Source organism: Lentzea sp. NBRC 105346, from assembly GCF_030269605.1.
Taxonomy (GTDB): Bacteria; Actinomycetota; Actinomycetes; order Mycobacteriales; family Pseudonocardiaceae; genus Lentzea.
On sequence record NZ_BSTQ01000017.1, the window covers coordinates 128,773 to 141,582 of the forward strand.

A 12,810-nucleotide genomic window follows, 5' to 3' on the forward strand; every position below is an offset into this window, starting at 1 on the left:
CCAGGGTTCAGCCCGAAGGCGACACCGTCCTGTCGGTGTTCGCGGTCACACCGATGAGCTCGTGCCCGAGCGCGTCGATGTCGCGCAGGTCGATCGGCCGGGCGGGCACGGCCTCGTCGAGCATCGAGGCGTCCCGGATGCGGTCGAACCGGAACCCGCGCACCGCCGACCGCAGCCGGCACCACGCCAGCAGGTACCAGTGCGCTCCGCCGAGATACCCCAGCGGCTCCACCACCCGATCGGTGACGACGTCGTTGCGGTCCGCATAGGACAGTCGCAGCACCCGCCTAAGACCCAAAGCTTCCTGCACCACAGCGGGAACGCCAACAGCAGGCGAAGCCACGAAAACGACCCGCGCGGCCAGTTCGTCGGCGGCGACCACTTCGGACGACGGCATGACGGCGCGCACCTTCTGCAACGCCGAACGCGCGGCCGAGGCGAACGGGCTGCCGGACAACCCGTGCAGGCCGACGGCGAGCGCGGTCGCCTCGGCGGCGGAGAGTGACAGGGGTGGCAGGGTTCGCCGCCGGTCCAGGACGTAGCCGCCCGCGCGGCCGGGCACGGCGTGGATCGGCACGCCGGCCTGTTGCAACGCGAGCAGGTCGCGCTCGATCGTGCGGGTGCTGACCTCGAAGTGCCGGGCGAGCCAAGAGGCACTGCGCGGCCGCGGCGATACCGCCCGGAGTTCCTCTACGAGCGCGTACAGCCGGTCAGTCCGGTTCACAAACTCCCCTGAACAACTCGCAGGCGTCGGCGAAGAACCGCCGGCGCGTCACCCCCAGCCTGCGCAACGCCCGTCCGTGGTCGTACACGACGACGAGCAAGGCGCCGGCGAACAGCACCCACCACACCGCTCTGGCCGCCGCGGGCAGCGGGCCGAGCCGATCGCGGTGGAACGGCACGTGCCGCTCCTCGTCGCTCAGGATACGTCCGGCCACTTCGGTCGTGAGCGGATCACTCGTGCCGTCACGCAACGCCCGGTAGTACCGCAGCGCCACGACTTCCGCGATGAGCAACACCATCAGCTCGAGCCTCAGGCCGAGCGCCCGCCGCAACCGCACGAACACCGTGTCGCTCCAGTGGCTCGCGATCGTGGGCTGCTCAGCGGCATGCAGGAGGTTCTCCAGCATGCGCGCGTGGTTCTGTTCCTCGGCGACGAACAGGCGTGCCGCCCTGCCGTAGGTTCCGGTGCCCGCCTTGGCGATCAGGTTGGCGCCGTCCCCCGCCTCGCCGACCTGGAACCGTTGCACGCTGCGGACTATGTCCGGGTGCATGCTGGCCCCGGCCGCCCAGTCCGGATCACCGGCCCGCGAGCGCCGGCGCGCTTCCGCCTCGAAGTTGTCGACCCACTTGGTGAACACGGTTCGACGATGCCCGACCGATGTGAAGGTTCTGTGCAGAAAGGCCGGGACCCGTGCGGGTCCCGGCCTTCGGTCAACGACGATCAGCTGCAGCCGGACGTGCTGCCGCAGCCCTCGCACAGGTAGCAGGACCCGGCCGGGCGCATCTTGGTGCCGCACGTCATGCACAGCGGCGCGTCGGCCGCCTTGCCGAGGTGCAGCTCCAGCAGCTCGGTCGAGCTGCCCACGGACTTCGGCGCCTCGACGGCCTTCGAAGGTGCAGCCTCCACGGAACCGCGCAGACCCTCGAGGTCCACATCGGACGATCCGCCGCCGTACTCACCGGCCACCTGGGCGGCCCGCTCGTCGGCGGTGAAGATGCCCAGCTGGGCGCGCTTGTCGTAGGGCAGGTAGTCCAGCGCCAACCGGCGGAACAGGTAGTCCAGCACCGAGGTCGCGATGCGGACGTCCGGGTCGTCGGTCATGCCCGCCGGCTCGAAGCGCAGGTTCTGGAACTTCGAGACGTAGAACTCCAGCGGGATGCCGTACTGCAGACCGACCGAGATGGACATGGAGAACGCGTCCATCACACCGGCCAGGGTGGAGCCCTGCTTGCCCAGCTTGACGAAGATCTCGCCGAGGCCGTTGTCCGGGTACGAACCGGCGTGCAGGTAGCCCTCGGCGCCGCCGACCGTGAACGACACCGTCTGCGACGGGCGCTTCTTCGGCAGGCGCTTGCGGACCGGGCGGTACTCGATGACCTTCTCGGACTCGGCGGAGGCCGACGAGGAAGCCGACTTGCCCGCGGACAGCGGCTGGCCGACCTTGCAGTTGTCGCGGTAGATCGCGAGCGCCTTCAGGCCCAGCTTCCAGCCCTGGTAGTAGATCTCCTCGACGTCCTCGACGGTCGCCGTCTCCGGCATGTTGACCGTCTTGGAGATCGCACCCGAGAGGAACGGCTGGGTCGCGGCCATCATGCGCACGTGGCCCATCGGGGCGATGGACCGCTCGCCCATCGCGCAGTCGAACACCTCGTAGTGCTCCTGGCGCAGGCCCGGCGCGTCGACGACGTGGCCGTGCTCGCCGATGTACTCGACGATCGCCTCGATCTGCTCTTCCTGGTAGCCCAACGCCTTCAGCGCGCGCGGCACCGTCTGGTTGACGATCTGCATCGAGCCGCCGCCGACGAGCTTCTTGAACTTGACCAGGGCCAGGTCGGGCTCGATGCCCGTGGTGTCGCAGTCCATCATCAGGCCAATGGTGCCGGTCGGGGCCAGCACGGACGCCTGCGCATTGCGCCACCCGTTGCGGGCGCCGATCTCCAGCGCCTGCTGCCACGCCTCGGTCGCGACCTTGTGCACGGCCGCGTCGTTCGCGTGGTACGTGCGGATCAGGTCGTTGGCGGCGGCGTGCTTGCGCATGACGCGCTGGTGCGGCACGGAGTTGCGGGCGTAGCCCTCGTACGGGCCGACGAACCCGGCGAGCTCCGCGGAACGGCGGTACGAGACACCGGTCATCAGCGAGGTGATGGTCGCGGCGAGCGCGCGGCCGCCCTCGGAGTCGTACGCGTGGCCGGTCGCCATCAGCAGCGCGCCGAGGTTGGCGTAGCCGATGCCGAGCTGGCGGAACTTGCGGGTGGTGTCCGCGATCGGCTCGGTCGGGAAGTCCGCGAAGCAGATCGAGATGTCCATCGCGGTGATGATCAGCTCGACGGCCTTGGCGAACGTGACGGCGTCGAACCTGCCGTCGTCACCGAGGAACTTCATCAGGTTCAGCGACGCGAGGTTGCAGCTGGAGTTGTCCAGGTGCATGTACTCCGAGCACGGGTTGGACGCGGTGATGCGGCCCGACTCGGGGCAGGTGTGCCAGTCGTTGATCGTGTCGTCGTACTGGATGCCGGGGTCGGCGCACTCCCACGCGGCCTTGGCGAGCTTGCCGAACAGCGTCTTGGCGTCGACGCGGTCGATGACCTCACCGGTCTGGCGGGCACGCAGGCCGAAGTCGCTGCCGCTCTCGTAGGCGTGCATGAACTCGTCCGAGACCCGGATCGAGTTGTTCGCGTTCTGGTACTGCACGGACACGATGTCCGCGCCACCGAGGTCCATGTCGAACCCGGCGTCACGCAGCGCACGGATCTTGTCCTCTTCGCGCGCCTTGGTCTCGATGAACTCCTCGACGTCCGGGTGGTCGACGTCGAGCACGACCATCTTGGCCGCCCGGCGGGTCGCGCCACCGGACTTGATGGTGCCCGCGGACGCGTCCGCGCCACGCATGAAGGAGACCGGACCGGAGGCGGTGCCGCCGGAGGACAGCAGCTCCTTCGACGACCGGATCCGGGAGAGGTTGAGTCCGGCGCCGGAGCCGCCCTTGAAGATCAGGCCCTCCTCGCGGTACCAGTTGAGGATCGACTCCATCGTGTCGTCGACCGCGAGGATGAAGCACGCGCTGACCTGCTGCGGCGACGAGGTGCCGACGTTGAACCACACCGGCGAGTTGAAGCTGAACACCTGGTGCAACAGCATGTAGGTGAGCTCGTGCTCGAAGATCTCCGCGTCCTGCTCGGAGGCGAAGTAGCCGTGCTCCTTGCCCGCGCCCACGTAGGTCTTCACCACGCGGTCGATCAGCGCCCGCAGCGACTGCTCCCGCTTGTCGCTGCCCACCGCGCCACGGAAGTACTTGCTGGTGACGATGTTCGTCGCGTTCACCGACCAGAAGTCGGGGAACTCGACGCCGCGCTGCTCGAAGTTCACCGAGCCGTCGCGCCAGTTGGTCATGACGACGTCGCGACGCTCCCAGGTCACCTCGTCGTACGGGTGCGTGCCCTCGGTCGTGTAGACCCGCTGCACCTTGAGCGCCTTCTGACCAGTGTCCTTCTGGCCGGCATCCTTCTGGGCAGCACCGTTGCGCGCGGCTGTCTTCTTGGCTGAGCCGCCGACGGTCTCCGTCACGGTTGGTCCCTCTCCCTCATTCCAAAAGTTTCGAAAGAACATGCGCACTGGGCGGATCACGGCTCCACGTGGTCCGCGCGGGCAGTGCGAAGATCAGAGATCTCCTTCTCGAAGTCCTCGACGGACGAGAAGGAGCGGTAAACGCTCGCGAAGCGCAGGTACGCGACCTCGTCGAGCTCCCGTAGCGGGCCGAGGATCGCCAGCCCCACCTCGTGGCTGGGGATCTCGGCGCATCCGGTCGACCGGATCGACTCTTCCACTCGCTGGGCGAGCTGCTGGAACGCGTCCTCGTCGACCGGCCTGCCCTGGCAGGCCCTGCGCACACCGGTGACGACCTTGTCGCGGCTGAACGGCTCCGTCACCCCGGAGCGCTTGACCACGGCGAGGACGGCTTCCTCGACGGTGGTGAAACGTCGGCCGCAGCCGGCGCAGGAACGACGGCGACGGATCGCCTGGCCGTCCTCGACCTCACGGGAGTCGACCACGCGAGAGTCCGAGTTACGGCAAAAAGGACACCGCACGCCTGCCTCACCCCTTCCCGGCGCAGCACCGACCGCAGCAGCCCCACCGGTCGGGTTACCCACAACCTGTGGACTACTTACAACGGTGTAACCACTAGATGTAGGGGTAGAACCTAGATCGCGACGCAAGAGGTTGCAACTCGACACGGCGTGTCGGGCGACACTCGGATGGAGGAATCCGGGGTGACGTGCGACGACTACGCAGCGATGTGACAACGTCGCGCATCGAGGCGGTGTCCGAGCCTCGTGATATTCCTTGGTTGCATCTTTCGGGTGACTTGAAAACCACGAGGGAGGAAGCCCGTAATGGGGGCTGGGGTGAAGAGGGCTGGGCTACTGGCCCTGCTGGTGGTCGCGAGCAGTGTGCTGACACCGGCGGCGGACGCCGCCACGGGGTCGGCGACCGCCAAGTGCACAGAGGGAGAGTTCAGCGGCAAGTTCACGCTGACCTACGACATCGGGACCGACAAGCTGCGGCTGAAGAGGGGCATCGGCAGCGCCGGGCCGTACATCGGCGACTCGGGTGAGATGCACGTCCGGGTCTTCTACCAGGACGGCCCGACCGAGAACACGGTGCTGCGGAAGTCGGCGACCGGCCTGCGCTCGGACGAGACCGGTTCGGTTCCGGTCGAGGGCACGAAGGTGCCGCGCTCGGCGCGGTCCTTCGTCGTGGTGAAGTTCGCCGACAGCAGCGGCGAGAAGTGCACGGCGAAGAGGGAGCTCCGCTGAGGTATCGCCTGCTCGGACCGGTCACGGTCCTCGGCCCGGACGGGCCCGTGCGCCCGGCCGGGCAGAAGCAGGCGACGGTGCTGGCGGCGTTGCTGCTCAGTCCGGGACGGGTCGTGCCGGAGGACCGGCTGATCGACCTGACCTGGGGTGAGCAGGCGCCGCGCAGCGCCCGCGGCCGGCTGCAGGTACACGTGTCCGACCTGCGCAAGCTGCTCGGCGGCGACGTGATCACGCGGGGCGCCTCCGGCTACTCGATCGAGGTCGCACCGGGCGAACGCGACCTCGACCTGTTCGACGACGCCGTCGCCCGTGCCCGTGAGCTGTCCGGCGACGCCGCGATCGAACGCCTGCGCGAGGCGCTGGACCTCTGGACGGGCACGCCGCTCGACGGGGTGAGCGACGAGCTGGCGGAGCTGGAACGACCGGCGCTGGCCGAACGCCGGCTCGCGGTCGTCGAGGAGCTGCACGACCTGCGGATCGCCGCGGGCCACCACGCCGAGACGGTCGGCGAGCTGCGCAGGCTCGTCGACGAACACCCGTATCGCGAACGTTTGCGCGCGGCGCTGATGCTCGCGCTGCACCGGTGTGGCCGCACCGCCGAGGCACTCGAGGCCTATTCGCAGGGACACGAGCTGCTCGTGTCCGAGCTCGGCATCGAACCCGGACCGGGTCTGCGCGACCTGCAGACCCGGATTCTGCGCGGCGAGGACCAGGCGCCGGTCACTCCGTCCACACCGGTCACGGTCCGGCCGGCCGAACTCCCCTTGGCGGCCAGGGGTTTCGCGGGCCGCGCGACCGAGCTCGCCGCGCTCGACGAGAGCGACGACGGGGTGTGGGTGATCACCGGAACCGCGGGCGTCGGAAAAACCGCCCTCGCGGTGCGGTGGGCGCACACGGCCCGCGACCGCTACCCGGACGGCCAGCTGTACGTGAACCTGCGCGGGTTCGACGCCGACGACGAACCGCTCAGCCCGGCCGCCGCGCTCGCCCAGCTGCTGCGCACGCTCGGCGCGGCACCGTCCGAAACGGACGACCAAAGTGGACTGTTCCGGTCGCTGCTCGCGGACCGGAAAGCGTTGGTGGTACTGGACAACGCTCGTGATGCGGCCCAGGTGCTACCGCTGCTGCCGTCGTCGGGCCGCGTGCTGGTGACCAGCAGGCACCGCCTCGGCGACCTGGTCGCGCGCACCGGCGCCCGGACGATCACGCTGACGCAGCTGCCGGAAACCGACTCGCACGCCCTGCTCGTGTCCGCGCTCGGCGCGGATCGGGTCGCCGCCGAACCCGCGGCCGCCGCCGAGCTCGCCGAGGTGTGCGGGCACCACCCGCTGGCGTTGCGCATCGCCGCGGCCAACGTCGGCACGAGCATCGCCGCCGCCGTGACGGAGCTGCGCGCCGACCCGCTGCTCGCCTTCGACGGCGCGGAACAGAGCGCGGTCGCCACGGCGTTCTCCGTGTCATACCAAGCACTTCCAGCCGGCCAGCAGCGGTTGTTCCGGTTGCTAGGGATCGTGCCTGGAGCGGACTTCACGCCGCACGCCGCGGCCGCGCTGCTCGACACCGACCCCGCGACGGCGACCCGGCTGCTGCGCGGGCTGAGCGCCGCGAACCTGGTCGAGGCCCACGCTCCTGGGCGCTTCCGGTTCCACGACCTGGTCCGCCGCTACGCCGAAGAACGTTTGACGGCAACGGAAACCTCACCGGCCTGGGAAAGGCTGTTCGCCGGCTATCTCGCGATCGCCGACGCCGCGGTCGCACTGCTGGCCAAGCGCATCGTGACGCTCCCCCGCGACGACGAGCCGTTGCCGAGTCCCGTCGGGTTCGCCTCCCAGGCGGAAGCCGTGGCGTGGCTGGACGTCGAGGCCCCGAACCTGGTGGCCGCGCTGCGCCGGGCCGCCGTCACCGGCCCGCGGCCGCAGGTCTGGTACCTGGCGGACGCGGTGCGCCGGTTCTTCCACGACCACGGCCGGCGCGCCGAGTGGCTCGAGCTGGCACCGGTGTTGCTACGGGCGGCACAACAGCACGAGGCATCCGCCGCGGAGGCGTTGGTACGCCTGACGATGGGCGGAGCGGCGTTCCGCGAGGGACGGCACGAGGACGGCGTCACGCACACCGCGGAAGCCGCGCGAGCCAGCCGCGCATGCGGGTGGCGCGAGTGCGAGGCGACCGCGGTGGCGAACCTCGGGTCGATGCTGGAGTGGACCGGCCGGCTCGCCGAGGCCGTAGAGCACAGCCGCCGTGCGATCGAGCTGTTCCGGGAGCTGGGCAACCCGTCCGGTGAGAGTCTGGCGCTGAACTCGTTGAGCTGCCACTACCGGCAGCTGGGCAGGCTCGCCGAGGCCAGAGCGTGCCTGGACGAGTCGGTCGCGTTGTGCCGCAAGGAATCTCTCGCTTTCTGGGAGGCGGCCAACCTGGCCGACCTGGGTTCGGTGCTGCTGGGACTGGGGGATCTGGAGGACGCGGAGCACACGCTGGTGCTGGCGCTGAAGTTGTTCCGCGAACAGGGATCCCGGTTCGGCGAGGCCACCGCGCTCAGCGGGTTGAGCGCGGTGCACCTCGCCCGCGCCGACCGTGATTCCGCGGGGGATGCCGCGGCGGAGGCGCTGGAGCACGCCCGTCAGGACGGCGACCAGCAGGCCGAAGCGGTCGCCTTGCTCGCGCTGGGCCGTGCCACGGCCACCGCGGAACACCTGGTGCGGGCGCGGGAGATCGCGACGCGGTCCGGCCTGCGCGGGCTGGGTGCGGAGATCTCCGCCGCCCTCGCACACGTCGTGGCCGCGAACGACCCCGATGGGGCTCGCCCCCATGCGGCCACCTCCCTCGACGTGGCGCGGGCGGGCGGGTTCCGGCTCCTGGAGGCGGAGGCCCTGATGGCCATCGCCGCCGTGGAGTCGGCCTCCGGTCATCCCGCGCAGGCCGGACACGCGGTGCGGGAGGCCCTGCACATCTGGCGCGACACCGGTCATGTCACCGGCGTCGCACGCGCGACGCGCACCCTGGAGGGCCTGACCGCCCATTCATGAGGCTGGGACGGCCGTGAGCGGGTTGGACGACCACCGCTCACGGCCGGGTCTTCAACTCAGGCGACGCCCGTGTCGGTGTCGCAGTACTTCAGCGGGGCGCCCTTCTCCTTCTGCAGGCACACCTGCAGGTAGACCTTGGTGCCCTCGGGGATCTCGATGTCGTCCGGGAACGAGTCGCAGTTCAGCCGCGGGTCCTGGTGGTGACCGGTGTGGTGCCACAGCTTGCGCTCGTGCGTGACGCCGCCCGTCGTCCAGGTGAGCCGGCCGCGCACGCCCAGGTCGTCGTAGTCGCGGTCGCAGATGCCGAAGTGCTCGCCCTCGGCCTTGAACCACGCCATGCCGCCCTTGGGGTCCGGGTCGTCGCTGTAGACCTCGGTGTCCCTCGACGCGCTGGCGCCCGGTGTCATGGACAGCATCGCGCCGAACGCGAGCGCGGTCGCGAGGACCATTCGAGCCTTGTTCACTGGTTTCCCTTTCGGTTATCGGGGAGTTTTGACGCGGAGCACTCCGGCGAGCGCCTTCTCCGCGAGCGAGGTGTCGGTGAAGTAGTCCCAGCAGCTGCCGCTGGTGTTGGTGCTGCCGCCACTGAGCACGCCCTTGGCGGCCACGCCGCCATCGCTGCGAATCGTGTAGATCGGCGCACCCGAGTCGCCGCCCTGCGTGCATCGGCCGTCGCGGTGCCCCTCGGTGGCGTTGCGCAGCTTCGAGCCGTCGCGGTAGCGGACGGTCACGTTGGTCGAGATGACCTTGTAGCCGCACATCTCGCCGGTGACCTGACCGCTGACGCAGTACCGGTCACCGCCGCCCGAACGGCTGTTCCACTTGCTGGTGACCGCGCGGGAGGCGCTGGAGGTGTGGCCGCCGCGGTACACGCGATAGCTCGACGCCTTGCCGGCGGCCATCTTGATCGTGGAGACGTCGCCGGAGTAGTAGGCCTGGCCGTTCCACTTCACCGAACCCGTGGTGTTGTTCCAGTTGTCCGCGGTGACCTTGCCCAGCAGCCCGTTCGGGTTGTACTCGTTCTGGTTCAACGACGTGCAGTGCCCTGCGGTCAGCAGGTAGGACTTGCCCTGGTGCACCCAGCCGAACGACGTGGTGCAGCCGTCGAAGTACGCGCCGCCGTAGAACGGGCTGGTGTCCGACTGCCGGTTCGCCTTCGGCGCCGGCGCGGTCAGGCCCGGCACCAGGTACAGCGCGACCCGGTCGGAGCCGTACCGAGCGGCAAGTGCCTCCCGCAGTTCCTGCGTCACCGCCGCCGCCTTGACCAGCACACGGTTGTTCGGCGCGTCGACGTACGCCGTGCGCAGCTGTTCGCCGCCCGGCAGATCGGTCCGGTCGAGAACGTCCTGCTGCACCTGGTCGAGCTCGGCGAAGCCGTACTTCACCTTCGGCACCGACGGCCGGGTGATCCACGGCGGATCTACCTGCTGTGCCTGGAAAGCGGCTTCGTCGGGGTTCGCTTCCTCCACCGGCTTGTCCACAACGCCGTCGTCCGGAATGGACCCGTCGTCCGCCCCGAGCTCCTGCTGCGCCTGCGGTGACACGCTCATCGGCGCGCCCGCCGCGTCGAAGGCCGCCTGCGACGCCGTGGCCTTCACCGGGGCGTAGACGATGTCGCCCTTCGCGAACGGCATGGCGAGCTCGGCCGGGTTGGCCAGCGCGCGGTCCATCGCGACGTCGAGCGCGGCGCGGGTGCCCCCGGTCAGCTCCGCCTGGTCTTCGCGCGGGTCGTGGGTGATGACGGCGACCGCGGTGCTCGTCGCGGGCTGGTCACCGGTGATGGCGGCGTGGGCGACGCTCAAGCTGGACAACGAGACCAGGAACGCGAGGCCAGTCGCGATGACGGCGCCTCTCACCGGACCGACTTCGCGGAGAAGTTCGTGCCCGCGAGCTGGGCACCCGGCGCGTAGCGTACGGACCGCGTGCCCCGGCAGTTCCGCTCGGTGTGCAGCGCGACGGCCGTGCTCCCGGTGCCCACCTTGAGCGACCGGACGACGTAGGCGTTGTCCAGCAGCAACGGCCGGACGTTCGTGCAGTCCCGGCCGTTGACCGGGATCTCGAGCTTGTCACCGCGGAAACCCGGCTGCGGCCAGAGGCAGACGGTGTGGTCGGCACACGAGGTGTCCGCTGCCTGTGCGGCGGGTGCGGCGGCGAACATCGCCAGCGCAGCGGCGCCGGTGAACAGCACCGTGCGCAGGTGCTTCGGCATTCTTCCTCCGGAAGTGGTCTGGTCTGTCGGGACGCATCGTCGACAGACCCACTTCCGTGAGGCTTCGGTCTCGCTTCGGTCGGTGTTCTACGGGGTGACACCTGACTGCTGCAGGTACATCAGCCCGAGCACGACGACGGTCAGCATGCTCAGCACGCCGACGGCCACCAGTTCGAGCGTCGACTCGCGCTTGGGCCGCACCTCGCACGACCGTGATTCGCGTTGCGCGACCGCCACCACGGGCCGTGGGCGCGTCGCGGGACGCCGCGGCAGGACGCGCGGACCCGATCGAAGGGGCCGTCCGAGCGCGACGTCGGAGACTTCTTGCCTCGTTCGAACGAGAACCGCCATGACGCCCTCCGATAACTAACGCTGCAGGTCATCCAGCTTGATCGAACATTGGTTCGATCGAACGTCCGTGCGAATTTGTACCACGGGCAGACGCCGAAATCCACAACACGCCGACACTTAGCTCGAACAGGTGTTTGATCTGCGCGAGAAGTGCGACTACCGTTCCAACCTGAAGATCGACGAACAAAGGACTGGACTGTGGCACGCAAGACGATCGTGAATCCGGACGATGTGCCGCTGACTCCCGCGCGGGTCACGGACATCGCCGGCAACGCGGGCCTCACGCTGCGCCAGCGCAAGGTCCTGGACGTCATCCGCGACTGGGTGGACCGGTTCGGCTACCCGCCGAGCGTGCGGGAGATCGGCGAGGCGGTCGGCCTGACGTCGACGTCGTCGGTCGCCTACCAGCTGCGCGCGCTGGAGCGGAAGGGCTTCCTGCGCCGCGACCCGAACCGCCCGCGCGCGGTGGGGATGCTGCCGAACGAGATCGACCCCGGCCTCGACCCGATGTCCAAGCCGACCCCGGCGTACGTGCCGATGCTCGGCCGCATCGCCGCCGGTGGCCCGATCCTCGCGGAGGAGTCCATCGAGGACGTGTTCCCGTTGCCGCGCGAGATCGTCGGCGAGGGCGAGCTGTTCCTGCTGCGGGTCGTCGGTGACTCGATGGTCGACGCGGCCATCACCGACGGCGACTGGGTCGTGATCCGCAAGCAGCCGACCGCGGACCAGGGCGAGATCGTCGCCGCCATGATCGACGGCGAGGCGACCGTCAAGACGTTCAAGCGCAAGGACGGGCACGTCTGGCTGCTGCCGCACAACGAGGCGTACCAGCCGATCAACGGCGACGAGGCGACGATCCTGGGCAAGGTCGTCACCGTGCTGCGTCGCCTGCCTTAAGGGTCGCGCGGAATGGCTTGCGAAGTGCCATGAGGGGAGCTTCGCAAGCGCTGACCGCTATGAAGGGTCCCCTCATCGCACATCTGCGAGGCCTGCCTACCCGCGCGAACTCTTAGTGCGTTCCGCCGCCCACCAGCTCTCGCCGACCTCGTACATGGTCTGACTGAGGTGCTCGAAGAACCTGGCCATCAGGTCCAGACGCTCGCCCGCGGGCGTCGCCCCGAACAGGGCGGCGCCCTCGCGGCCGACCTCGGCCCACCGGAAGTTCATCCGCGTGCTTGCCAGCCACGCCTGGTACCAGACGTCGGCTCCGACCACGTAGTGCTCGCGACGCGTGCGGGGGTCGCGCGTGCGCTGGATCAGGTCCGTCGTCTCGAGCATCGCCACGGCCTTCGAGATCGAGGCCGGGCTGACCCCGAGCCGCCGCGTCAGCTCCCCCGTGGTCATGCTGCCGCGGTCGCTCATGTGGACACACGCCAGCACCCGTGCCGCGGTCTTCGGGATGCCGGTGTTGATCATCAGCTCGACGAACCGGTCCATGAACTCGCGCTCGGCGCCCGGCGGTGACTCGATGGGTTCGACGGTCGCGGTCCGGCGCGCCCGTTTCGCCGACGCCTGCTGCGCACGGTCGGCGCGGTAGGCGTAGATGCCGCCGTTGCGGTTCACCTCGCGGCTGATCGTCGACGTCGGTCGTTGCAACCGGCGGGCGATCTCGGCGTAGCCCAACCCCTCGCGCAGTCCCGTCGCGATGAACTGGCGGTCCAGCCGCGTCAACCGTCCTCCAGGCACGGA

The 12,810-nt window shown here is 69.5% G+C and carries 11 protein-coding genes; 3 read left to right on the forward strand and 8 right to left on the reverse strand.

Annotated features, from left to right (window positions below; all coding sequences use genetic code 11):
* Positions 1-7 precede the first annotated feature (7 nt).
* The 4 genes from QSK35_RS31675 to nrdR all read right to left on the reverse strand — a co-directional run bounded on the left by QSK35_RS31675 (position 8) and on the right by nrdR (position 4,809).
* Complete coding sequence (locus tag QSK35_RS31675; RefSeq protein WP_285751277.1) at positions 8-724, reverse strand: helix-turn-helix transcriptional regulator; 717 nt, start codon at positions 722-724, stop codon at positions 8-10.
* On the reverse strand, positions 711-1,361 hold the full coding sequence (locus QSK35_RS31680) for a ferritin-like domain-containing protein (RefSeq protein WP_285751278.1): 651 nt from the start codon (positions 1,359-1,361) through the stop codon (positions 711-713). Before QSK35_RS31680 ends, QSK35_RS31675 begins: the two co-directional genes overlap by 14 nt.
* Positions 1,362-1,444: 83 nt before the next feature.
* The gene (locus tag QSK35_RS31685) at positions 1,445-4,288 is read right to left on the reverse strand and encodes a vitamin B12-dependent ribonucleotide reductase (protein WP_285751279.1); all 2,844 of its coding nucleotides are present in this window, start codon (positions 4,286-4,288) and stop codon (positions 1,445-1,447) included.
* 56 nt (positions 4,289-4,344) lie between these two features.
* Positions 4,345-4,809 carry a transcriptional regulator NrdR gene (gene nrdR, locus QSK35_RS31690; RefSeq protein WP_285751280.1) on the reverse strand — a complete coding sequence of 155 codons (465 nt, stop codon included), beginning with the start codon at positions 4,807-4,809 and terminating at the stop codon, positions 4,345-4,347.
* A gap of 318 nt (positions 4,810-5,127) precedes the next feature.
* On the opposite strand from nrdR, the gene QSK35_RS31695 reads away from it, so the two are divergent.
* Positions 5,128-5,538: a hypothetical protein gene (locus QSK35_RS31695; protein WP_285751281.1), complete on the forward strand. Its 411-nt coding sequence runs from the start codon at positions 5,128-5,130 to the stop codon at positions 5,536-5,538.
* A complete protein-coding gene (locus QSK35_RS31700) occupies positions 5,511-8,561 on the forward strand; it encodes an AfsR/SARP family transcriptional regulator (RefSeq protein ID WP_285751282.1) in 3,051 nt (1,016 codons plus the stop codon). Before QSK35_RS31695 ends, QSK35_RS31700 begins: the two co-directional genes overlap by 28 nt.
* A gap of 56 nt (positions 8,562-8,617) precedes the next feature.
* On the opposite strand, the gene QSK35_RS31705 is transcribed toward QSK35_RS31700, so the two are convergent.
* The 3 genes from QSK35_RS31705 to QSK35_RS31715 are packed head-to-tail and all read right to left on the reverse strand — an operon-like array spanning position 8,618 to position 10,770.
* Positions 8,618-9,025: a hypothetical protein gene (locus QSK35_RS31705; RefSeq protein WP_285751283.1), complete on the reverse strand. Its 408-nt coding sequence runs from the start codon at positions 9,023-9,025 to the stop codon at positions 8,618-8,620.
* Positions 9,026-9,040: 15 nt separating this feature from the next.
* Entirely contained in the window at positions 9,041-10,417 is a 1,377-nt protein-coding gene (locus QSK35_RS31710; RefSeq protein ID WP_285751284.1) for a chymotrypsin family serine protease, read from the reverse strand.
* Complete coding sequence (locus QSK35_RS31715; RefSeq protein ID WP_285751285.1) at positions 10,414-10,770, reverse strand: peptidase inhibitor family I36 protein; 357 nt, start codon at positions 10,768-10,770, stop codon at positions 10,414-10,416. Before QSK35_RS31715 ends, QSK35_RS31710 begins: the two co-directional genes overlap by 4 nt.
* Before the next feature lie 582 nt (positions 10,771-11,352).
* Here QSK35_RS31715 and lexA point away from each other — a divergent pair.
* Positions 11,353-12,018, forward strand: coding sequence for a transcriptional repressor LexA (gene lexA / locus QSK35_RS31720; RefSeq protein ID WP_285751413.1), 666 nt, complete (start codon positions 11,353-11,355; stop codon positions 12,016-12,018).
* 96 nt (positions 12,019-12,114) lie between these two features.
* Here the strand turns inward: lexA and QSK35_RS31725 are convergent, their stop codons facing one another.
* The gene (locus QSK35_RS31725) at positions 12,115-12,807 is read right to left on the reverse strand and encodes a GbsR/MarR family transcriptional regulator (RefSeq protein WP_285751286.1); all 693 of its coding nucleotides are present in this window, start codon (positions 12,805-12,807) and stop codon (positions 12,115-12,117) included.
* Between the last annotated feature and the right edge of the window lie 3 nt (positions 12,808-12,810).

Bases quoted from the DNA above. Each gene is read 5' to 3' on its own strand.
- QSK35_RS31715 (WP_285751285.1), bottom strand. From the start codon at position 10,770: ATGCCGAAGCACCTGCGCACGGTGCTGTTCACCGGCGCCGCTGCGCTG.